This is a genomic window from Acetoanaerobium pronyense (assembly GCF_017874355.1).
Taxonomy (GTDB): Bacteria; Bacillota; Clostridia; order Peptostreptococcales; family Filifactoraceae; genus Acetoanaerobium; species Acetoanaerobium pronyense.
Genome location: NZ_JAGGLI010000028.1, coordinates 16,653 through 39,208 on the forward strand (window position 1 = coordinate 16,653; position 22,556 = coordinate 39,208).

Annotated in this window: 24 protein-coding genes, 1 tRNA gene, 1 other RNA gene and 1 pseudogene; 10 read left to right on the forward strand and 17 right to left on the reverse strand. The window is 34.4% G+C overall.

Translation table 11 applies throughout. From position 1 onward, the window contains the following. Window positions 1-62: 62 nt before the first annotated feature. Window positions 63-1,190, forward strand: coding sequence for an MGDG synthase family glycosyltransferase (locus J2Z35_RS11025; protein ID WP_209661466.1), 1,128 nt, complete (start codon window positions 63-65; stop codon window positions 1,188-1,190). Between the two features lie 29 nt (window positions 1,191-1,219). On the opposite strand, the gene J2Z35_RS11030 is transcribed toward J2Z35_RS11025, so the two are convergent. Beyond that, on the reverse strand, window positions 1,220-1,477 hold the full coding sequence (locus tag J2Z35_RS11030; protein WP_209661467.1) for a hypothetical protein: 258 nt from the start codon (window positions 1,475-1,477) through the stop codon (window positions 1,220-1,222). A 376-nt stretch (window positions 1,478-1,853) separates the two neighbouring features. On the opposite strand from J2Z35_RS11030, the gene pflB reads away from it, so the two are divergent. The 3 genes from pflB (at window position 1,854) to J2Z35_RS11045 (ending at window position 5,665) form a co-directional block, all read left to right on the forward strand. Beyond that, window positions 1,854-4,097, forward strand: coding sequence for a formate C-acetyltransferase (pflB, locus tag J2Z35_RS11035; protein WP_209661468.1), 2,244 nt, complete (start codon window positions 1,854-1,856; stop codon window positions 4,095-4,097). Between the two features lie 68 nt (window positions 4,098-4,165). Further along, window positions 4,166-4,927 (forward strand): pyruvate formate-lyase-activating protein, encoded by a 762-nt coding sequence (gene pflA / locus J2Z35_RS11040; RefSeq protein WP_209661469.1) that lies wholly within the window; start codon window positions 4,166-4,168, stop codon window positions 4,925-4,927. 9 nt (window positions 4,928-4,936) lie between these two features. Next, window positions 4,937-5,665 (forward strand): Crp/Fnr family transcriptional regulator, encoded by a 729-nt coding sequence (locus tag J2Z35_RS11045; RefSeq protein ID WP_209661470.1) that lies wholly within the window; start codon window positions 4,937-4,939, stop codon window positions 5,663-5,665. 163 nt (window positions 5,666-5,828) lie between these two features. Here J2Z35_RS11045 and J2Z35_RS11050 read toward each other — a convergent pair whose 3' ends face one another. Continuing rightward, window positions 5,829-6,503, reverse strand: a complete 675-nt coding sequence (locus J2Z35_RS11050; RefSeq protein WP_209661471.1) for a YusW family protein — start codon at window positions 6,501-6,503, stop codon at window positions 5,829-5,831. 275 nt (window positions 6,504-6,778) lie between these two features. On the opposite strand from J2Z35_RS11050, the gene thrC reads away from it, so the two are divergent. Together thrC and thrB are read left to right on the forward strand one after the other, a co-directional pair. Continuing rightward, complete coding sequence (thrC, locus tag J2Z35_RS11055; RefSeq protein ID WP_209661472.1) at window positions 6,779-7,840, forward strand: threonine synthase; 1,062 nt, start codon at window positions 6,779-6,781, stop codon at window positions 7,838-7,840. Beyond that, window positions 7,837-8,739: a homoserine kinase gene (gene thrB, locus J2Z35_RS11060; protein WP_209661473.1), complete on the forward strand. Its 903-nt coding sequence runs from the start codon at window positions 7,837-7,839 to the stop codon at window positions 8,737-8,739. The genes thrC and thrB overlap by 4 nt, the downstream gene beginning before the upstream one ends. 50 nt (window positions 8,740-8,789) lie before the next feature. On the opposite strand, the gene J2Z35_RS11065 is transcribed toward thrB, so the two are convergent. From J2Z35_RS11065 to J2Z35_RS11075, 3 genes are all read right to left on the reverse strand, one after another. Further along, window positions 8,790-9,119 (reverse strand): hypothetical protein, encoded by a 330-nt coding sequence (locus J2Z35_RS11065; protein WP_209661474.1) that lies wholly within the window; start codon window positions 9,117-9,119, stop codon window positions 8,790-8,792. Between the two features lie 76 nt (window positions 9,120-9,195). Continuing rightward, window positions 9,196-11,238, reverse strand: a complete 2,043-nt coding sequence (locus tag J2Z35_RS11070) for a methyl-accepting chemotaxis protein (RefSeq protein ID WP_209661475.1) — start codon at window positions 11,236-11,238, stop codon at window positions 9,196-9,198. A 172-nt stretch (window positions 11,239-11,410) separates the two neighbouring features. After that, on the reverse strand, window positions 11,411-12,109 hold the full coding sequence (locus J2Z35_RS11075; protein ID WP_209661476.1) for a pirin family protein: 699 nt from the start codon (window positions 12,107-12,109) through the stop codon (window positions 11,411-11,413). Window positions 12,110-12,406: 297 nt separating this feature from the next. On the opposite strand from J2Z35_RS11075, the pseudogene J2Z35_RS14945 reads away from it, so the two are divergent. Beyond that, a pseudogene (locus J2Z35_RS14945) lies at window positions 12,407-12,496 on the forward strand (hypothetical protein); the annotation flags it as partial. 21 nt (window positions 12,497-12,517) lie between these two features. Here J2Z35_RS14945 and recR read toward each other — a convergent pair. The 7 genes from recR to J2Z35_RS11115 form a co-directional block, all read right to left on the reverse strand. Continuing rightward, on the reverse strand, window positions 12,518-13,120 hold the full coding sequence (gene recR / locus J2Z35_RS11085) for a recombination mediator RecR (protein WP_209661477.1): 603 nt from the start codon (window positions 13,118-13,120) through the stop codon (window positions 12,518-12,520). A gap of 12 nt (window positions 13,121-13,132) precedes the next feature. Beyond that, window positions 13,133-13,480, reverse strand: coding sequence for a YbaB/EbfC family nucleoid-associated protein (locus tag J2Z35_RS11090; protein ID WP_209661478.1), 348 nt, complete (start codon window positions 13,478-13,480; stop codon window positions 13,133-13,135). A 60-nt stretch (window positions 13,481-13,540) separates the two neighbouring features. Beyond that, a complete protein-coding gene (gene dnaX / locus J2Z35_RS11095; RefSeq protein WP_209661479.1) occupies window positions 13,541-15,175 on the reverse strand; it encodes a DNA polymerase III subunit gamma/tau in 1,635 nt (544 codons plus the stop codon). 140 nt (window positions 15,176-15,315) lie between these two features. Next, an RNA gene (ffs, locus tag J2Z35_RS11100) (signal recognition particle sRNA large type) lies at window positions 15,316-15,580 on the reverse strand. A gap of 31 nt (window positions 15,581-15,611) precedes the next feature. Then, window positions 15,612-15,701 (reverse strand) — tRNA-Ser (locus J2Z35_RS11105). Window positions 15,702-15,721: 20 nt separating this feature from the next. Then, window positions 15,722-16,195 (reverse strand): nucleoside deaminase, encoded by a 474-nt coding sequence (locus tag J2Z35_RS11110; protein WP_209661480.1) that lies wholly within the window; start codon window positions 16,193-16,195, stop codon window positions 15,722-15,724. Window positions 16,196-16,264: 69 nt separating this feature from the next. After that, window positions 16,265-16,678 (reverse strand): bacteriohemerythrin, encoded by a 414-nt coding sequence (locus tag J2Z35_RS11115; protein ID WP_209661481.1) that lies wholly within the window; start codon window positions 16,676-16,678, stop codon window positions 16,265-16,267. Window positions 16,679-17,157: 479 nt separating this feature from the next. Here J2Z35_RS11115 and J2Z35_RS11120 point away from each other — a divergent pair, with 479 nt between their 5' ends. The 3 genes from J2Z35_RS11120 to J2Z35_RS11130 all read left to right on the forward strand — a co-directional run bounded on the left by J2Z35_RS11120 (window position 17,158) and on the right by J2Z35_RS11130 (window position 19,538). Continuing rightward, a complete protein-coding gene (locus J2Z35_RS11120) occupies window positions 17,158-18,465 on the forward strand; it encodes a DUF1576 domain-containing protein (protein WP_209661482.1) in 1,308 nt (435 codons plus the stop codon). Further along, entirely contained in the window at window positions 18,449-18,793 is a 345-nt protein-coding gene (locus J2Z35_RS11125; RefSeq protein ID WP_209661483.1) for a hypothetical protein, read from the forward strand. Before J2Z35_RS11120 ends, J2Z35_RS11125 begins: the two co-directional genes overlap by 17 nt. Window positions 18,794-18,878: 85 nt before the next feature. Continuing rightward, window positions 18,879-19,538, forward strand: coding sequence for a copper amine oxidase N-terminal domain-containing protein (locus J2Z35_RS11130; protein WP_209661484.1), 660 nt, complete (start codon window positions 18,879-18,881; stop codon window positions 19,536-19,538). A gap of 70 nt (window positions 19,539-19,608) precedes the next feature. Here the strand turns inward: J2Z35_RS11130 and J2Z35_RS11135 are convergent, their stop codons facing one another. From J2Z35_RS11135 to J2Z35_RS11155, 5 genes are all read right to left on the reverse strand, one after another. Continuing rightward, complete coding sequence (locus J2Z35_RS11135; RefSeq protein ID WP_209661485.1) at window positions 19,609-19,809, reverse strand: cysteine-rich CWC family protein; 201 nt, start codon at window positions 19,807-19,809, stop codon at window positions 19,609-19,611. Between the two features lie 311 nt (window positions 19,810-20,120). Beyond that, entirely contained in the window at window positions 20,121-20,621 is a 501-nt protein-coding gene (locus J2Z35_RS11140) for an Ltp family lipoprotein (protein WP_209661486.1), read from the reverse strand. A 276-nt stretch (window positions 20,622-20,897) separates the two neighbouring features. Continuing rightward, window positions 20,898-21,116 carry a phage holin family protein gene (locus tag J2Z35_RS11145; RefSeq protein WP_209661487.1) on the reverse strand — a complete coding sequence of 73 codons (219 nt, stop codon included), beginning with the start codon at window positions 21,114-21,116 and terminating at the stop codon, window positions 20,898-20,900. After that, window positions 21,116-22,171 (reverse strand): glucosaminidase domain-containing protein, encoded by a 1,056-nt coding sequence (locus tag J2Z35_RS11150; protein WP_209661488.1) that lies wholly within the window; start codon window positions 22,169-22,171, stop codon window positions 21,116-21,118. Before J2Z35_RS11150 ends, J2Z35_RS11145 begins: the two co-directional genes overlap by 1 nt. Before the next feature lie 2 nt (window positions 22,172-22,173). Continuing rightward, window positions 22,174-22,461 (reverse strand): hypothetical protein, encoded by a 288-nt coding sequence (locus tag J2Z35_RS11155; protein WP_209661489.1) that lies wholly within the window; start codon window positions 22,459-22,461, stop codon window positions 22,174-22,176. Between the last annotated feature and the right edge of the window lie 95 nt (window positions 22,462-22,556).

Genomic DNA, 22,556 nt, shown 5'->3' on the forward strand with positions numbered 1-22,556 from the left:
AGAACATATAGTGTTTTTTAGGGTATAATTAGAGATATTGTTTAATAGGAGTAGATATCATTATGAAAAAGAAAATTCTTATACTTTCTGCCTCAACAGGGGGTGGACATAATAGAGCTGCAAGGGCTATAGAAGAAGAACTTTCTAAGCTCGATATAGATTGCGAAATTATAGATTCCTTAAAATTTGTAAGTAAAGTGGTAGATAAGGTAATATCTACTGGATATGAAAAATCAGCACTTTATACACCAAAAGCCTATGGTCAGATGTATAAATTTTCTGATACTGATATTGTAAGAAAAGGTATGGATAAAAACCTAATTCTTAAGTATATGACATCAAGACTTGAAAAACTACTTAAAGAAAAGCGCCCTGATGGAGTCATAGGCACTCACCCTTTTCCTGTAATGGCTCTTTCAAAGCTCAAAGAAAAAAACGAAATGCATATCCCTCTTTATTCTGTAATCACAGACTACACCATCCACTCAGCTCATGTAGCCAAAGAGGTAGACGGGTATATAGTTGGAGATGAATACGTAAAATCTCTTTTAGAATATAGCGATGTTCCAAACTCTAAGATATATCCCTATGGAATTCCAATCGAAAGAAGATTTTTGGACCCTGTAGATAGTTTAGCCTTTAAAAAGGACCTTGGACTCAATGACAAATTCACTGTTTTGCTTATGGGGGGAAGTTTTGGAGCCGGTAATATAACAGACGTCCTTAAAGACCTTATAAGCATAAAAGAAAATATACAAATAATTATAGTATGCGGAAGAAATACTTCTTTGCTTTTGAAGGTCACAAAATTTCTTAAAACCCATAATGTACACGAGAAAGAAATTATTGTAATGGGCTTCACTGAAAAAATGAATGCTCTTATGAGCATTAGTGACTGCATTATTACAAAGCCAGGAGGACTTACTACAACAGAGTGTATATTAAAAGAAGTGCCAATGATAGTACCCTTTTATATACCTGGACAAGAAAAAGAAAATCTAGCCTTCCTATTAAATAACGGGCTGGCTGTAAAACCCGAAAAAAACCTTAACCTTGAGGTCATAATAAAGACATTTATGGCAGACCCATCAAAGCTTGAAAGAATAAAAGCTTCTATGAGATTCTGTAAAAAAGAGGATTCAGCCAGAAAGATAGCCTTGCTTCTTGAGGAAAAAACCAAAAATATATAAAGCCGAGCTAAAGCTCGGCTTTTTTTAGATTAATATTCAAATTCTTCGTAATCAGGGTCATAAAAATCTTCCTCATAGTCATATTGGAAGTTTTTATAATTGTTTTTGAATGCCTTTAGAGGCTTTTCCTTGAATGAAGATTTTTTTTTGCTTTCAATTAGTTTAGCCAAATCATCTTCAAACTTCACATCTTTTTTCTTTGGTTTTTCTTTAGATTTAGAATCTAAGCTCTTAGTTCTTTTTTCCTTTAGAGCGCTGTAGGTTTCAAAATCCACGCCTGTTTTCATTTTTACCCCCAAAAATCCTTTCTTAATTTAAAATTTCACAATAATACTTCTTCCTAAAAAGTTTTTTGTCTTTTTAGTGTTCTATTCTCCCTAATTATATTCTAATAAAATATTTTTTTCAATATCTTTAATTAATATATCTAATATCTTAACTATTTAAAATTATTGAAAAAACTTATGTTTGAATTTGATTTCTAAATAATCAAAATTATCAACCATAGCATTTAGTGTATATAGATACAAAAATTTATATAGTTATTTTTTTGTCTATTAAATTGTGACTTGAATCACTGCATTAAATTCTCCTCTCTATTATAATATATTTATAATAATTAGTATATTTGTTTATATTTATACATAAAAGGAGCTGGTTTACATGTCATTTTGGCAAGGATTTAACGAAGGTCAATGGACCAAAAAAGTAGACGTAAGGAATTTTATTCAAAATAACTATACTCCATATGAAGGTGATGATAGCTTTTTAGCTCAGCCTACAGAGAGAACAAAAAAGGTTTGGGATAAAGCAGAGGATATGATAAAAGCAGAAATCCAAACTGGAAAAGTCGATATAGATACTACAAAATTTTCTGGAATAAGCAACTATGAGCCTGGATATCTAGATAAGGAAAACGAACTTATAGTAGGATATCAAACTGATGCTCCACTTAAAAGAATAGTAAACCCTTATGGTGGATACAAAATGGTTCAAGATTCTCTTAACGCTTATGGTTTTGAAATGGATAAAACTCTAGAAGAATCGTTCAACAAATTTAGAAAGACTCATAATCAAGGAGTTTTTGATGCCTATACAAAAGAAATGCGTGCAGCAAGATCTGTGGGTCTTCTTACTGGACTTCCAGATGCTTACGGAAGAGGAAGAATCATAGGAGATTACAGAAGAATAGCTCTTTACGGAACTGATTTTCTTAAAGCTGAAAAAATCAAGGATAAAGAAAACCTAAATGCAAATGCATGTGAAAAAACTATAAGACTTAGAGAAGAGCTTTCAGAGCAAATCAGAGCTCTTGACGAAATCAAAGAAATGGCTGCAGTTTATGGTTTTGACGTATCAAAGCCAGCACAAAATGCTAAGGAAGCTGTTCAGTTCCTTTATTTTGGATATCTTGCTGCTATAAAAGAAAATAATGGAGCTGCTATGTCCCTTGGAAGAAACACGACTTTCCTTGATATCTATATAGAAAGAGATATTAAAAATGGAACACTTACTGAAGAACAGGCTCAAGAGCTTATGGATCAGTTTGTAATAAAACTTAGAATGGCTAGACACCTTAGAACACCTGATTACAATGAGCTTTTTGCTGGAGATCCTAACTGGGTAACTGAGGCTATAGGAGGTATGGGAGAAGACGGAAGAACTCTTGTAACTAAGACTGCATTTAGATTCCTTCATACTCTTACAAACCTTACTCCTGCACCAGAGCCAAATATGACTGTACTATGGTCTGAAGCTCTTCCAGAAAATTTCAAGAAATACTGCTCTAAGATGTCTATAGAGACTGGTTCTATTCAGTACGAAAATGATGATCTTATGAGACCTATATATGGTGATGATTATGCTATAGCTTGCTGCGTATCTGCCATGAGAGTAGGAAAAGAAATGCAGTTCTTTGGAGCTAGAGCAAATCTTGGAAAAGCACTTCTTTACGCTATAAATGGTGGAGTAGATGAACTTTCAAAAGACAAAGCAGGAAACCCAATGAAGCTTGTTAAAGGAATCGAGCCAATCAAAGACGAGATTATTGATTACGATAAAGTTATGGCAAATTTTAATAAGGTTAATGAATATTTGGCGAATCTTTATGTAAATACTATGAATACCATCCACTATATGCATGACAAATATGCTTATGAAAAAGGTATGATGTCTCTTCATGACAGTGAAGTTCATAGATTTATGGCTTTTGGAGTTGCTGGAATCTCTATAATTGCCGATTCGTTTAGTGCTATGAAATACGCAAAGGTAAGACCTATAAGAGATGAAAACGGTATAGCAGTTGACTTTGAAATAGAAGGAGACTTCCCTAAATACGGAAATGACGATGACAGAGTTGATCAAATAGCAGTGGATGTAGTTACTAACTTCACTAAAGAGCTTAAAAAGACTCCTACCTACAGGGACTCTGAGCATACACTTTCAGTTCTTACTATAACTTCAAATGTTGTTTATGGAAAGAAAACAGGAGCCACTCCTGATGGAAGAAAAAAAGGCGAGCCATTTGCTCCAGGTGCTAACCCAATGCATGGAAGAGATGAAAATGGTGCTCTTGCTTCCCTAAACTCTGTAGCTAAGCTTCCATACTGCGATACATGCCAAGATGGAATCTCAAATACCTTCTCAATAACACCTGCTGCACTTGGAAAAGCATACGAAGAGAAGATAGATAACCTAGTTGGAATAATGGATGGATACTTCTCTCAAGGAGCATTCCACCTAAACGTAAATGTACTTGATAGAGAACTTTTAGTAGATGCAATGGAAAACCCAGAAAAATACCCAACTCTTACAATAAGAGTTTCAGGATACGCTGTACACTTTAACAGACTTACAAAAGAACAAAAGATGGAAGTAATAAGCAGAACATTCCATCAAACTGCATAATTTTTTAAAACTCAGGTCTTTTTGGAAATCCTCCTTAAAGGCCTGAAACTTCAAAAGGGGGATTAATCATGTTGCAAGGAAAAATACATTCAATAGAAACACTTGGACTTCTTGACGGACCTGGAATCAGAACCATATTCTTTCTTCAGGGATGTCCATTAAGATGCAGTTATTGCCACAATCCAGACAGTCAAAATATGTTTTCCCAAAAGCATATGACCCCTGAAGAAGTAGTAAAGATGGTTAAAAGATACACTCCTTATTATAAAAGAAGCGGTGGTGGAGTTACTTTTTCTGGTGGAGAACCACTTCTTCAGGGAGAATTTTTACTTGCTACTATGAAGCTTTTAAAAGCCGAAAACATACATATCACATTAGATACTAGTGGCTATGGCGACGAAAGATATTATAAGGAAATATTAAAATATGTAGATTTAGTACTTCTTGATGTAAAGCACCAGGACCATGAAGGGTATAGAAGTCTTGTGGGAAAAAGCATGAAAGGCTTTAATAACTTCCTCTCCCACCTTGACGATTATAACGGCAAGATATGGATAAGACATGTAATGGTTCCAGGAATTACAGATGATAAAAAAATAACGGAAAAGATTTTTGATAATATCTCTCACTTATATGATAAAATTGAGAAAATAGAAATTCTTCCTTATCATACCCTAGGAGCTCAAAAATATAAGACTCTTGGGCTTGATTATCCACTTGAAGGAGTGCCTCAAATGGATAAAGAGAAGGCTAAAGAATTCGAAAACCATCTAATGTTCCTTCTTTCCTCCCTTAAAGAAGAAGGCACTTCCAAGAAGGACATTATCTAATAAAAGTAGGTGAGAGAAATAATCCGTTGTGAAATAAGTAAAACTCCATGCGAGTTTTGCAGAGGCAAAACCTGTATCAAAAGAACTCCTTTGCTCTCTACTTTAAATAGAGAGGAGATTTCTAAAATCTCTGAGGGAGTCATTTTTACTGAGTATAGAAAAGGGGAAAAAATATTTGTCAGAGGAGAAAAGGCAAATAAACTATATATAGTATGCTCAGGCAAAATGAAGATTTATAAGGATCTTTCAGATGGAAGGGAGCAAATCCTCTATCTGTATTCAGCAGGGGATTTTATTGGAGCTTTTAACCTCCTAAAAGAGGACGAGTTTGAATTTAGCGCAGAGGCCCTTGAAGATACCCTTATAAGTACCCTTTCAAAAAAAGACTTTGATGAAATAATCCTGAAAAATCCTACTATAACACTTAAGATTTTAGAAAAAGCATACGAAAGAATAAGAGCAGTCGAGTCCCTAGTGGAAAGGCTTTCAATCGGAAATGCTGATGCAAAGGTAGCAGGACTTCTTATAAATCTAATCAAAGATTTTGGCTCAGGAACAGATGAAGGTATCCTTCTCAATCTTTCAATAAATAGAGAGGAAATGGGGAGCTACGCCGGAATAGCGAGAGAAACTATGACAAGAAAGCTAAATCTATTTAAAGAGCTGGGATATATAGACTTTTTAGGAAATAAGAAGATATTGATTAAAGACAGAAACGCTTTAAAAGATATGCTCTAAATATCTTAAGATGATATTCTATAATAGCTTTTTTACTAACCATAAATTTTCAAATTAAAAGAGATAGGCTTTTAGATTAACAAATTGCTAGGCTCATAGCATAATTGTTTTTTCAAATGGCTATCTCTTTTTTAATTCATTATTTTTTAATAGTTAGAAATTATTATTTATCAATTTCAAACTTAATTGAGGAACCCTCAAAAAATATAACTTCAATTTCAAACTCTTCATATGGACCTCTCCATGAAAAACTACTCATTACTTTATCTATTATCTCTTGTCTTGGCATAGAACTATTGATATTTAAATTTTTCAGTATTGGAGATAGATAATTTATAGCATCTTGTCCGTAAAGAGTCCTATGATTTTCTCTTTCTACTTTAGCTGTTATATTTCCGCTTGAATGAACTTCATATTCTATATCAAGCTCTTTATCATCATCGTCATCGTCTTCAATTTCTAAATCAAATTTTCTAAAAGGTATTTCATTTGTTGAGGTCTGGCTTGATGAGCCTCCTGAAGAATCAAGATACGGAATATCTCCCCTCCTTGAGCTAAATTCAACTGTTTTAGTAGCTTCATTCCAGTTTACATTCACCCCAGCTTTATCTGCAATATATTTCGCTGGCAAATAAGTTCTGCCTTCATAGATTATAGGAGAAAGTACCCTTCCGTCATCTTCTCTTGCTTCAAAGGAAATTCCATCCCATGTCATCTTAATATCCCTATTTATAAAAGCCGATATAGTTATGCTATTGCTCTGAGCAAGCCCTAAAATCCCTGCCCCTAAAAATACTCCAAGGACAAACACTACTAATACCAAGCCTCTTTTTTTCATAAAAAGCACTCCTTTTCAACTTAAAACAAATATGCACCTCTACTCACTTGAACTATACTTAGTGCCAAGTCCAAGGCTTTTTGAAACCATCACTTTCAAACTCTCTGTCTATGCAAATCTTGATAGTATTAGCTATTTTTTTATATACCCACTTGGATATACTTTTAAAATTTGTTCTAGACAGCCTGTGGGATTATGTTATAATATTCTCTAAGTATTTCTATGAAACTCATTTGTCTTTTTATGAAATACGGTAAATACTAAGGGGGATTTTTATGTACAGCGGACTCATAAACAAATACAGAGATTTTTTTGATTTTAATAAAGCCACCACACCTGTAAGTCTAAGTGAAGGGCGAACCCCTCTTATAAGGGCATATAACCTCGAATCTATATTTAATCAAGATATAAAAATATATTTAAAATTTGAGGGATTAAACCCTACAGGGTCTTTCAAAGATAGAGGAATGACAGCTGCTGTTACAAAGGCCTTAGAAGATGAGAGTAAGGCTGTAATTTGTGCATCTACAGGCAACACTTCTGCTTCAGCTGCCGCCTATGCTGCAAGAGCTAATTTGAAGTCATATGTAATAATACCAAGTGGTAAGATAGCCAAAGGAAAACTCGCCCAAGCTGTTGTCTACGGAGCGAACATCTTATCTATTGAAGGAAACTTTGACGATGCTCTTGAAATAGTAAAAAAAATATCAAAAGAGCATAATATTACTATGGTTAATTCACTTAACCCGTATAGAATAGAAGGGCAAAAGACGGCTGCATTTGAAATATGTGATGATATTAAAGAGTTTGATTATCTCTTCATCCCTGTAGGAAATGCAGGAAATATTACAGCCTACTGGAAAGGATTTAAAGAATATCAAGAAAAATCTTTGATTAAGTATCCACCAAAGATGATGGGATATCAGGCCTATGATAGCGCTCCACTTGTAGTTGGCCATACAGTGAAAAATCCCGAGACTGTCGCAACTGCAATAAGAATAGGAAACCCAGCAAGCAAAAATACTGCTCTTGATGCTATAAAGGAATCAAATGGACATATAGACAGAATAAGGGATGAAGATATTTTAGCTGCTCAGCTCCTTCTTTCTTCAAAAGAGGGGATATTTGCAGAGCCTGCTTCTGCTATATCCTTTGCAGGACTTATTAAAGCTTTTAATGAAGATCTGATGCCCCATGGCTCTACAGCTGTTTGCGTCCTTACTGGAAATGGCCTTAAAGACAGCGACATAATACTAAAATCAGATTATAGTTACAAAAACCTACCTAGCGATTATAAGGCTATAGAGGCTTATATATTAAAGGAGGGACTAATATGATATATAGGATTTCAGTTCCTGCAACTAGTGCAAATATGGGCTCTGGTTTTGATTGTATGGGTATAGCTCTAAATATGTACAATACTTTTGAGGTGCATAGCTCTTCTTATCCAATGCATTTTGAATGGGTTAATGATGGCTATAACATCTGTGAAAAAGAAAATCTAGTTCTAAGGAGTATCATTGATACACTTAAAGACTATAATATTTCTCCTCCAAATTGTAAAATCGTCATGAAAGAGTGTGAGATTCCTATTTCAAGAGGTCTAGGAAGTAGCGGCGCTGCTATAATTGCAGGAGTTTGTATAGCTCATATATTAGCAAAACTTCCTATAGATAAGAATTTGATTCTTAAAAAAGCCTGTGAAATAGAGGGACACCCCGATAATGTAGTTCCTGGGGTACTTGGTGGAATGACAATATCTAATAAAAAGGGAAACGATTTTATTTTTTCTAAGGTTGATTTTCCAGATGACCTATCTTTTTTAGCTGTAATACCTCCTTACACTATGGATACAAAGAAAAGTAGAGAGGTACTTCCCAAAAGTTACGAAAGAGAGACATGCGTATCTGGTATAGCAAAAGCGGCCCTTCTTATAAACTCTTTCTCAAAAAAGGATTATAGCCTTCTTAGAGATTCTCTTGACGACCAAATACATCAGCCTTATAGACTTCCTCTTCTTAAGGACTGGGATAAAATCTTTGCCCTTATGAGAAGTACTGGTTCCTTGGGAGAATTTGTAAGCGGCTCTGGCTCTACTCTTATGGGAATTTATTCGAAAAGCTCTAGTATAAATCTAGATCTTTTTAACTCATCCCTATCAAAGCTAGAAAGTGGCTTTTTATCAAAACTCTTAGATATAGATAACGAAGGCTTAAAAATAGAGATGATACACTAATATAAAAAAGCTCTACCTCAGCACAAAGCTAAGATAGAGCTTTTTAATACCTATTTGTCACTAGAATGATTTTCAGAGTCATCCTTTTCTGCATATCTTTTGATATAATAATAAAGTCCTATAGGGATTTGAACAGCTCCTATTGCACTTGCAAGAGTTATTATCATAAATCCCGTGGACAAAAGCCCTTCTTCAAACCTATATCTTCTATATCCTATATCAAAGAGTATTAGCAGCACTAAGAAAACTAATCCCCTTAAAATAAGCTTTATACTTTGCTCCTTAGTTGGTCCTGTATTTTTTTCACTTCTCTTTCTCACTCTGTCAATATAATCTTTGTCATTAAACTTTTCTAAATCCTTGGGATCAACCCATCTCATACAATCTCTCCTCTATAAAATCATATAACTTTTGCTACATATATAATATTATCCTTCTTAGAGAGATATTTTACAACTATATTTTGAATTTATCAACCTGAAGATTTAGTTCCTCTGCTATTTTTGAAAGATCTTCACTGGCACTTGATATCTGAGCCATGGCTGCTGTCTGCTGCTGTACTGATGCAGAGGCCTGCTCAGTTCCTGCAGCATTTTGCTGGGATATTGACGAAAGATGCTCTATTACAGACATTATTTCATTTTTCTTATCATCCATAAGCTGACTAGAACCAATTGCCCTTTCTATTGCAATTTTTATATCTTCTATGGCCTTTGATATTCCCTCAAATTTGTCATTAGTATCACTTACACTTAGACTTTGAGATTCTACTATTTTTTCAAGATCCTGCATCGTATTTACTGCACTTGAAGTCTTTTGTGTAAGTTCCTCTATTACAGTTTTAATCTCTTGGGTAAATCTATTTGACTGCTCTGCCAGCTTTCTTATTTCATCTGCAACAACTGCAAAGCCTCTTCCTGCATCACCTGCTCTTGCAGCTTCGATTGCCGCATTTAATGCAAGAAGATTGGTCTGCTCTGCTATACTTTTAATCATTTGACTAGCAGAAGCTATTTTTTCTGCACTCTCATTTGTGTTTAGGATTACTCCTTGAACCTCTTTCGATGAATTTTTGCTTATATCTGTCTTCTCCACCAGGTCTTCGATTATACTTATTCCTTCATTTTTAAGAGTGTCTACAATCTGTGCGGATTTGTTGAGATCCTCCATATATTCACTGTTTTTTGAAACAATATCTCCAAGCTCAGATGCTGATGATACTCCTCTTTCAGTATCTCTTGCCTGATCATTTGCTCCCTCAGCTATTTCCTGAATAGTTCTTGCCACCTCTTCTGATGCAATTGCCGATTGATTTGCTGTAGCTGTAAGCTCCTGGGATGAGGCAGATACAGTCTGGGCTTTATCAACTACATTTCCTATTATACCTCTCATGGAAATCTGCATTTTTTGAACAGATTCTGATATAACTCCAAATTCATCATTACGTTTTACAAGGTCAGATGGTACATCATTTCTAAAGTCTCCCTCTGCCATAGTTCCCATTATTTCTTTAAGTTTATTTATTGTTTTAAGGGCATATCCAGAAGACGAAAGGAGTACAAGTCCTAAAACAAGTAGGGCAATGATTCCCGCTACACTTACTACAATTATATTTTTTCTAATTTCGGAGTCCACCTTTTCCATTGAGTAGCCAATATTAAGAGCTCCTATGGTCTCCCCAGCTAGTACAACAGGAGATATTATGTCGAAGGTCCTTATTTCCTCAGCTCCGTAGTTTATTACCTTTGAGTAGCTTTCTTTGTTTAGTATTGAATTTAGCACAAGCTCATCATGGGATAAATCTACCCCTACTCTATCTAGATTACTGTGAGCTGCTGCCTTAAGATTCATATCTATAAAAAGGGCATATACTATCTCATCCTTTGCTCCAAGGCTCCTAACAACTCTTTGATTGCTAAACCTCTGGGTAAGCTCTATTACATGTCTAGCATCTATCCCAAGTTGCACAAATGTCCCATTAGGACTCTTTACGTAACCATATTTTGTGTAATTGCCAGATTCAGTATCAAGTCTTACCTCTTCTATTTGTGATGTAAGGGCTCCGTTCATAAAGTCATGAACAGGATGTCCATCTTCGGCTCTCCAACCTACATAATCATCGATTGAAGAATAAAGTATCTCCCCATCTGGGCTAAAAAAGTTTATTTCTCTAAAGCCCATGTTTTCTCCAATTTCTTTCAGATATTCATTATCTATGTCCTGAGATGCGCTTAATATCAGGTTTCCCACCATTATTATCCTGTCTCCAAAGGTCTTCTCAAGGGTCTCAAGAGCTAACTTATTGTCCTCTATACGGTTTATTGCCTCTTCAAGTAAAAAGACTCCATTTGCCTCCATCTCATCTAAAAAACCTTCTCGGGTAAAATAGGTAGATATAAAACCGATACCTGTGATTACTATTATTACAACAAGTAAAGGTATTACAAGAAGTTTTGTCTTTATGGTTCCCGTGCGTCTTAGCTCTTTATGTTTATTCATAATCCCCTCCCAATCCACTTTTTTAGCTTTTGAAAACTTTTTCTAAGGCGTAATTTAAATTTACCATATCAGGGAGTAATTTGCCATAATATTATGAAAAAAATAATTCTAAAGACATAGGAAAAAGCAGGATTACCGTAAGCTCCCTACGATTCTCCTGCTTTACTTATTATTATGATTTTTTCATTTCTATTACAAGTATATGAGATTTTTCCAAGGCTTTGATATAAAGCTTTTCTTCAACTACCTCAGCTGCATCTCTTTGGTTTATCTCTATATCATTTAAAGTGGACTTTCCTTCTATTTGAACGATATATGCCTGTCTGCCTTCATCTACTAAAAGCTCTATTTCTTTTCCTTTATCAAGCTCTGTTATATAAAAATTTGCGTCTTGATTTATTTTGATGGGAGCATCTTTGTCTTTATTTGATACCATATGAAACCATTTGTTTTTTCTGTCTTCCTCTTTTATCTTAAAATCTCCATAATTGGGAGAATAACCTTTCCCATCTGGAAATATCCATATTTGAAGAAGTCTTAGAACATCTTTTCCTTGGTTATGCTCACTGTGGTATATACCTGTACCTGCACTCATATATTGTACATGGCCTCTTGAGATAGTATTTTCATTGCCCATATTATCTGCATGAGTAAGCTCTCCATCAACTACATATGATATTATCTCCATGTCCTTATGGGGGTGCATATCAAATCCTGTATCTCCCTCTACAAGGTCATCATTTACAACTCTTAATACTCCGAAGTTTATATTTTCAGGGTTTTGATAATTTGCAAATGAAAAATGAAATAAGCTTTTGAGCCAACGGGATTCGCTTCTTCCCATTTTACTATGATCAATTTTTTTAATCATTGTTTTCTCCTTTCTAAAAGATTTAAAAATTTCTTTAAAATCCTTCGCTTTATACTACCTTCTATATTCTTCTTTTTTAATATAGTGTCTTTACTCTATCTTTTAATGGAGTAAATTCCTTGTCATTTGGGCTTGTTACGGGCTTTCCAAATGGCATTTGGGCTATTAGCTTCCATCCTTTTGGTATATCCCAGTTTTATTAATGCCTCCTTATAATTTATGATTCACATTTTTCCTTAGTTTTAATCTAATAAATAATATATTTGTCTTATATTTTTTGAATGATACTCTCTTACGGATTTTGGAAAGTCTATTTTGCCTGTGCTAAAGGGCATGAGCGAGTGGGGAAGCTATAATATGAAAAAGCAGGAGTTTGATGGCCTTTAGTCCATCAAACTCCTGCTTTTTTTATATAATCTCTCTTCTATTTTCCATTGCCTTTGATATTGTAACCTCATCTGCGTACTCTATATCTGCTCCCACAGGAAGACCATGAGCTATCCTTGTCACTCTTATTCCAAAAGGCTTTATAAGCCTTGCAATATACATTGCAGTAGCTTCACCCTCTATGGTAGGATTTGTAGCAAGAATTACTTCCTTTAAATCAGTAGATGACATCCTGCTAAGTAGCTCTTTAATTTTTAGCATATCAGGGGTAATCGAATCCATAGGTGAAATGGTACCATGAAGAACATGATATTTCCCTTGATATTCCTTGGTTCTTTCCATTGCTGCTACATCTCTTGGGTCCTCTACAACGCATATTATTTCATCGCTCCTATGATTCGATGAACATATATGACAAGGGTCTTTATCTGATATGTTACAGCATATTGTGCAGTAGGTTATATTGTTTTTAGCTTCTATAAGGGCACTGGACAAACTTTTTACCTGGTCCTTGTCCATGGCAATCACATGAAAAGCCAGTCTTTGAGCCGTCTTCCTTCCTATACCCGGAAGCTTTGCAAATTCTTCTATAAGCTTGGTTATAGGTCCTGAGTAATGATCCACTACTTCACCTTCTTAAAAAAGTCCAGGTATGTTCATACCTGATGTTACCTTGGACATTCCGCTATTCATCATTTCATCAGCAGCTCTTAGAGCCTCATTAACAGCAGAAAGTACTAAATCTTCAAGCATTTCAACATCATCTGGGTCTACAACCTCTTGCTTGATTGAAATAGAAACTATTTCTTTTTTCCCATTAGCTTTAACAGTGATAGCTCCACCACCTGCAGAAGCTTCTACCTCTTTTTCTGAAAGCTCAGCTTGGATTTTTTCCATATCTTTTTGCATTTTTTGTACTTGTTTCATCATATTGTTCATGTTTCCAGGCATTGCGCCTCCTGGAAAGCCACCTTTTCTAGCCAAATTAGACTCCTCCTTAAAATTTGATTATTAAAATATAAAATATTATACCATAATATACATCTATTTCCCATCTTCCTCACTATCTAGAATCTCAAGAGGAACTCCTGGAAATGAGCTTTTTATCTTATCTATAACACTGTCTTCACCCTCGTCTTTAATATCTGAAATCTCCCTTTTAAATATAAATGCAGTTTTTATAGTTTTTTTAAGAACCTTTTCAAATACATTTGACATATAGTCTCTATTTATATCTGTATCTATAGTCTGTTTATGAAATTTGTGGTTTTCATCATAGCCTATATATAGTACATTGTTTAAAAATCTTACTGGCTCCCCTTCTAGAAGGAGTGCTTTAAGATGTGCGTTTTTTTCTTTTCTAAGAGTTTCAAATACATCATCCATTCTTGATTTTATATGTTCAAGAATGTTTTTTTCCTCTTCACCTATCTCCACTTGATTTGAAATATCATCAAAATGAGGTATCGGGCTTTGTATGTTTTTTTTGATAATCTTTTGGACAGGGCTCTCTTTTTTAATCTCTTTACCATTTTCCAGATTTTGAATTTTGAGGTCAAGAGCATTTATTTTGTCTAGTAAATCATTAATCTGAGCATCTGATGGACCTTCTTTGTTTAGTGAAAATCTAGATGCTCTAATGAATCCTGCTTCAAGGAGTACCTTTGAATTTTGGGAATACTTGATTTTATTTTCAAGCTCTGAAAAGAATTCAATTTGATTTATAAGAGAATCTATATCAATTATTTCTGCACTTTTTTGTAAAACTAAAATTATATGCTCGTCATGACTTAAGATATCTTTTCCTCCGCTTGAAAATACAAGCACATCCCTAAGATACTGTATATAGTCCGATAGAAAAAGCTTTACATCTTTGCCGGATTTGAATATGAAGTCAAGGATTTCTATTGCTTTAATTGGAGTTTTGCTTGATATTGCTTCAATAACTTCATGAAGTCTTTCGTGACTCACATCACCTAGAGCTTCAATCACCTTTTCATATTTGATAGGACCATAGGATAAAGACTGGTCTAAAAGACTAAGAGCATCACGCATACCGCCCTCTGCCTTTTGAGATATAAGCTCTAGAGCCTCATCTTCATATTCTGTTTTAATATCTCTTAAGATATCTTTCATCCTATCTATTATGATTGATTTGTCTATTTTTCTAAAGTCAAATCTTTGACATCTTGAAAGCACTGTCGGTGGTATTTTTTGAGGCTCAGTGGTTGCAAGTATAAAAACAACATGGGGCGGAGGCTCTTCCAAGGTTTTTAAAAGAGCATTAAAAGCTCCTTGAGAAAGCATATGTACCTCATCTATTATATACACCTTATACTTCCCATACGATGGCGTATAGGCTACATTATCCCTAAGCTCCCTTATATTGTCTACGCTATTGTTCGAGGCAGCATCTATCTCGATTATATCTATATCTCCATCCATGCATGGTCTACATGAAAAGCACGGCTCTGAGTTTTCCATATTTTCGCAGTTTATTGCCTTTGCAAATACCTTGGCAGTAGAAGTCTTTCCTGTTCCCCTGCCTCCACTAAAAAGATAGGCGTGAGAAATAGAGCCTTCTGCTATCTGATTTTTTAAAATTTGAGTTATATGACTCTGACCCACAATGTCTGAGAACATCTTGGGTCTATATATTCTATAAAGGGCCTTGTGCATCTTAACAACCTCTTTGCTTTTTCTTTTTATTATATCAAATATAACACTCTCATTGGCGATAATCAGGGAATTAATTTAGTAAAAACTGCATTAAAATAAGCCCATAAATTTATGGGCTTATCATTATTTTAATATTAAAGCTGTGCACCTGTCTTCGCTTGCGTGTCATGAACGGTATCAAAGCAGTTAGCTCAACTCAGGCACTCCCACGGCACATGAAAGGGTCCGCTTACCGCTGCTTCCTTCCGGATCTGACGGGGTTCACAGGCTTTCATTGCGTAGGACCAAAGTATCAACACCACTTGCTTCGTCCAGCTTCACAAACGCGCAGTCTAAGACAGGAATTCAACCCTGCTAAAGCGGATTGCAGGTTACAGGGCACCGCTATCTCCCCATCTAGCACAGCTAATCCTAAAGACAAATTTATAAAGTTTTCTGGCGGAGAGAGGGGGATTCGAACCCCCGATACAGTTCCCCGTATACCCGCTTTCCAGGCGAGCTCCTTAAGCCACTCGGACATCTCTCCATATGCTAATATTCTTTTAACTAAAGATTTTTGTCGACTTTTAAAGATTTTTTGTATCTCAGATTTTTAAAAAATCTGCTTAGTATATACCCGCTTATTGTATCCATATACTCTATCTCATCTATATGATGAGGCATCAATCTTTCTGTTATTATAGGTATTACACTTTCTATGGCTCCCCTTTTAGGGTCAGTAGCCCCTATATAAAGTCTTTCTATCCTTGAGTCTATTATTGCTCCTGTACACATAAGGCACGGCTCAAGAGTGACATACATACTGCATCCTGTAAGTCTCCAGCTACCTAAGACGTGTGAAGCCTTTTGTATAGCTATAAGCTCCGCATGACCCAAAGGGTCATTAGTGCTTTCTCTAAGGTTATAGGAAGTAGATATGATTTTGTTGTCTTTTGTTATGACGCATCCTACTGGAACCTCTTCAAGCTTGTAGCTTTTGAGGGCCTGAAGAAGCGCAACTCTCATAAAATATTCATTCATAAGCTGCCTCGTACTATTCTAAACAAAAAAGTTTGATTTGTCAATAATATAGAAACCTTAAAAGGCGGGTTAATTCCCGCCTTTTATAATTATATGCTTTACATACTCAAAATCTGATACAAGTATATGTTTTTCAATCCAATCCGCTATAAACATAAGCATATCCATCATAGTTTTCTTTTGATTTTCGTCTATGTCCTTATCTTCCATCTCTGTTAGCTTGTCAACAAAAGCACTATGTTGCTTTTTATGCTCCTCAAGATTTTCATAGCCATGCTTTTCCATCAGCTTCTCTTCAAAGTTAAAATGATAAAGGGTATAATCCTTGAGTTCATGTACAACCTCCATTATATCATCATATTTGTCAAGCTTTTCCTCATTTTTCAGCATTTGATATACCCTAGCTCCTATCTCAAGTAATTTCTTGTGCTGATTATCTATAGAGTCTATTCCGCATGTATAATTCTCTTTCCAACTAAGCATGTATAATCCCTCCTAAATGTGTATTTTAATAAACCTTATTTTAATATATATCTTATTACGATTTTTTTAAAGTTTTATTTGAAAAATATAATTTTGTGTAAAATTTTAGTACATATTGTATGTTTTGTATACATACTATGGACATAAGTTAATGCCTTTTAAAAAAAAATTTAATTTTTTTTCTAAAATTTCTTTTTGTGATAATAAAAAAATGTTAGAATATACTAAATAAAAATTCTAAAACTTCCTTAAATTGATTATTTCAACTCTTACAAATCCAAAAGCATCCATCTAAGCTTATTGCATCTTATTATTCTAAACTATCACAAGTAGTTTTCTAATTTCTAAAATACATAAAAATTAAAAATACCTACAGCTCATAAACAATAGCTAAGAAAAATCAGAGCTTAAATTAATATTTTCAAAGTGTTAAGGTAGAAAGATATATCTATTAGTTAATAAATTGACAAGGAGGACAAATGGAAACACTTAACGATATCGATGTTAATACAACTATTCAGGCAAGAAAAAGAACTTTAAATAAAAATGAACAATTTATTGTGCTTCTACTTATGCCCACTGTAATGCTTATAATGGCATTTTTTTATGATAACCCTGCTGGACTGATTCAAGGACTCAACGCAATAAGGCTATCAAATGATGTACTTCTTACGGATTACCTTGTGATTGCAGGTGCTGGGGCTACTTTACTCAATTCATCCCTAGTAACTCTAATCAATATAGCAATCCTTAAAAAAATGGATATGAAACCCAACGGGATTATTATAGCTTCTTTGTTTTTACTTATGGGTTTTTCCTTTATGGGAAAAAACATATTTAATATATGGCCGTTTTATATAGGGGGATACATATACTCAAGAGTTCATAATATTGAGTATAAAAACGTTATCATAGTGTGCATGCTTACAACTACTATGGCTCCACTTTCAAGCGTCCTTGCTGTTAGCCTTTCTTCAAATTATATTATATCCCTTGCCGGCACTCTAGCAATTGGCTCTTTTTTAGGCTTTATAATGCCTGCCGTATCTTCTCAGATATTAATGGCTCACTCAGGATATAATATATACAATATGGGCTATGCTGGAGGATTCGTATCTATACTTGTATTTGCAATTCTTAGAACATTAAATATAGAGTTTGAAAGAAATTCTGTGGTTCTTGAAACTATGGATTATGGACTACTTGGTTTTTTCGTTTTATTTTTCCTTCTTTTTATATCCCTTGGATTCGCCTTCAATGGCTTTAGCTTCTCAGGGTATAAAAAACTACTTGGACGTACTGGTAGATCAGTAACTGATATGACCAGACTAGATGGTTTTGCTCTTACTCTTGTAAATATGGGAAGTCTTGGTATAATATCTATTATATATGTAATTGTGATGGGTGGAGTACTAAACGGACCTGTAATAGCTGGAATTTTAACTGTTGTTGGATTTGCTGCCTTTGGAAAGCATATCAAAAATAGCGTCCCAATTTTAGTTGGGGTGGCCGTAGCATCATTTTTTATTGCCAAAGATGCTTCTACAACAGCTATATTAATATCAGCACTATTTGGAACTACTCTTGCTCCAATAGTGGGTGAGTATGGAATGATATACGGAATCATCCTAGGTTTTCTTCATTTATCTCTTACATTAAATCTGGGCGTACTCCATGGAGGTATCCATCTTTATAACAATGGACTCTCTGGAGGTATAATCGCTACAATATTTGTACCTATGCTAGATGCATTGAAGAAGGAGAAAAAGGATGCGTTACGAGACTAAAAAACTATCTAAGATGGTGGATGAGCTTTCTACCTATTGCTTAGAGAGAAATGTGCACAAAATAAAAATAGAACTTACTAATCAACCTGACAGATTTTTAATTGAGCTTTATGCAGAGGGCTTTAAAATGACAGCTTCAGAGCTTCAAAATCTAAAGAATGTTTTAAGTAGCCACAGAGAAGTAGAAATGGAAGAATATTTCTGGTCACTGGCAGGGGAAGGTCATCAATCTGAAGAATTAGGACTAGTAGCTTCAATGACAGACAGTGCCGAAATAGATTTAAGTGAGACAAACCTTTCAATAAAGCTTGTGCGTTTGAAAAAATAAAAGCTCTATAGATAATTATGTATCATATTTGCATGTTTGGAGTCCTCTTTATCAGCAGAGGACTCTTTTTAAAAGGGGTATAATTATGAAAAAATATATCTGCTCTGCTTTTATTATACTTTTGATGTTTGTTCCAAGTACCGTATTTGCGAAAAACATTGCTATTTATGTTGATAGTGTTCCACTAGCTATGGATGTCCCACCTATAGTTGTACAAGGCCGAACTCTAGTCCCTATTTCTCTAATAGGAAGGTCTTTGAATGCAAATGTAGTTTGGAATGAAGCCAATAGAAGCATATCTATATCAAAGGGAAGCTCTATAGTTAGACTTTCTTTAGATAGCAAAGTAGCCTATGTAAACGATAAAATGGTTCTCCTTGAAGTTCCAGCACAATCTGTAAGAGGAAGAACTATGGTTCCACTTAGCTTTATAAGTACTGCGTTTAATGAAACCGTACACTGGGATGCATCAGGTCTTGCAATACTTATAGACTCAGAAAGTCCAATCAGAACACTTGAAAAAGATGAGCTTAAGGATAATCACGAGATGAATATACCTCGTAGTAGTACCAGTGAAAAGGGAGACAAATCAGACTCACATAAAATTTCAGCACAGCACGCTGATCATATTAACATGATTAAAGACTACGTGGAATCAAATGATTTGACAAATACAAATGAATTTATAAATTTGGAGTTTAAAGACACTGTCGAAATCAACTCCGAAACTGAAAAAGCTCCTTAAAACAGGGAGCTTTTCTTTTTAAAAATATGTTGAGAGAGTTTCCAAAATTTTTCAGGATTTTAATATTATCTCACCTTGAATTTTCTAATTCTGATTTATATTTTTCTATGCAAGACTGGCAGATACAGGATTTTCCTCTTTTTTCATCTGGAACTTGTGATAAAAGTTCCTTTGGTACTTCTGCTGTCATGCACCAGCAAGTTTCTGGATCTTGGCCTAAGGAAAAAGCACACAGGTTTTTCTGGCCGCATAGTGGGCATATTCCATTCATAATTTAACCTCCTATCCCAAAACATAATAATTGATATTTACTCTTTACTTTATTCTAAACCATTAATAAGTAAAATAGAGCTTTTTATCTAAATTTTAAAAACCCTCTGGATTAATTTCCAAAGGGTTAAATTTTTTCTATTAATTTTTCATAAGGGCTAAAAAAGGACTAAATTTTTGTTTTTCCTTATGTATAATCCTTTAAAGTGTTGCTATGGTGCACCCAAGGCGAAACATCCCTAATACACGACTTTATTAGCATGAAAAGGATATAAGAATACTACCTTTTGCCAGAGGTAGTATTCTTATATATTACAATCCTATAGTATCTAATGCATAAGTAGCTTGTTCTTCGTTAAATCCTTCAAAAATCAATTGATCATAAAGACCCTTTCTTGAAAATGCGGAAGTATCTAAATACTCTTTACCTTTTTGTACGGCTTGTTCATTCCAATCTACTGTTATATTTTCTACGGCATAAGAACTATCTTCTTCACTGAATCCTTCAAAAATTAATTGGTTAATGAGCCCTTCTTTTGAAAAAGAAGTAAAGTCTAAATATGATTCAGCTTTTCTTACTGCATTCTTTTGAGCCATTGTTTGTTCTGATTGAGCTGGTTCTTCTTGCTTTACTTCTTCCTTTTCTACAGGTTCTTCTGCAACTACTGATTCCTGTGCAGCTGTAGCAACTTCTGGATTTTCTTCTGCGCTTTTATCTCCCCCGCTACCAATTGCACCTATAACTAAAACAGCAACAATTAAGATAAACCACCATCTTTTAAAAATAGGCTTCTTTTCTTTGTTTTTTACCATTCTAATTCCCCCTTTTTAATAAATTAATAATATTATAACACTATTTTTAAATTAATAGTACTTGTGTGAAATGTAATAAAAATACCCTTCGCTTTGAAGGGTATTTCAGGGGTATTGGGTTTTGAGATTTTGTTGAGGTTACCAGGGGGATAACCTAATATAATTATACCCTATTGATTTTATTGAATCAATAAATTGTAAAAAAAATAACTCCCTCATCAGGTCATGCCTGGCCAAATGGCAGAGGGAGTATTGTCTTCTATATTATTATATCATCTATTCGTTTATATTTAAGTTGTTTTCTTCTCTCTTTCCATCTATATATCCTTCTGTAAGAATATATATTATAAGAGTAGAAAATGCAGATATTATAGCAGTAACTTGTGCTATTTCTGCTTCTGTCCAATTTATCGCTATTAAAATAGCCGTTACAAATCCAATAAGTGCTACCCAAAATTTACGGCTACTTAGTTTCCTTCTCCAATCTATTTTCATTATTTCCCCTCCACTCTCTCAGCTATATTGTTTTGAACTACCCACATTCTCCAGTCCCAAGGATATTTTTTTAGATCTTCTATATGTCTATCTGGACTATTTATTATTTTAAGCTTTGCAAGATTTTTTATTGCAGCTATACCAGAGTTTAAATCTCTATCAGAAACCTTCTCTCTTGCCATGTCTTCATCCTCCTCAATTACATTTGTGAAATTAATCCCTTTAAACCTTCTTGTATAAGGAAATATATTTGTTTTTTCTAAAGTTATTCCATTTCTAGAGCTATTACAGTGAATCCACTTTCCATCCCCAGCGTATAACCCTATGTGATTTATTCCAGGAGAACTTGCTGGTTGTAAAAACCCTAAATCTCCTATCCTTAAATCTGATAGTTTCACAGGATTACTATCATGCCACTGATGCCAGGTCCCGTCTTTCACATTAGATCCAGAAGCTAAGTAGCAATATCTTACAAATCCAGAGCAATCTAAATGAGTGGGTATTCTAGGTGGTACCGCTTTTGCTCCTAGTCTATACTTTACATTTTTACTTTGTAGCATTAGAGCTACTTCAATAATCTTATGTCTATTAACCAAAGTTTCACCTTCCTTCTGGTCATATTCATATAATTTGTATTTTTCTATTATGCTTATGAGCTTCTCGGGATATTTAGGGTCTGTTGCATATCCAGCTTTCCAAATCTCATTAGCAGCTTCCTTATAATTTTTAGATTGCCTAACTTTTGCATATCTTTGTGTAAGAAGAAATCTCCCATGGTCCTCTATAGAAGCGGAAACAGAATCATAGGCCCTAAAATAAGCCTGGACAGTTATCATTTTCCCATTTACAAATTCTTGTGTAGGAAATGATATTCTTTTTCCAGTCCATCTTGAATCTGCTTTGATTCCAAAGAGGTTATTACCTTGAACTGCTAGTCTAGACCTTCCCCAGTTGCTTTCTAGAATCGCCTGAGCTATAGTAAGAGAAGGAAGGATATTATGCTCTGTATGATTTCTTTTAGCTGCAGGTACTAGTTTGTCTATAAATGTTTGCATCCTTATACACTCTCCCTAAAGTCCTCAACTCCATAATCTACAACTTCATGGTTATTTATCTTAGAATCTATTATTTTTTCTCTTATTTTGCCTTTTCTGACATTTTCAAACCCAGATTTTACTATTAAAGCAGTTAGAACTGGAGCAGAAAACAAAACTGCTTGCTGAAGCGTTGCTATAGATAATTCGGTTGAATATGTTTTTACTGCTATATACAAACAGACAAAAAACACAATAAATACTAAAAAAATCACTAAAAACATGACTTTTTTGCTTGCTTCTACATACATTTGTTACCGGCAAGCATTTTTGTATAAATTTCGGCAAATAATTTTCCCTATTTTTTGGAATATAATTTTCCCTAAAATAGGGATTTTCTATTTTC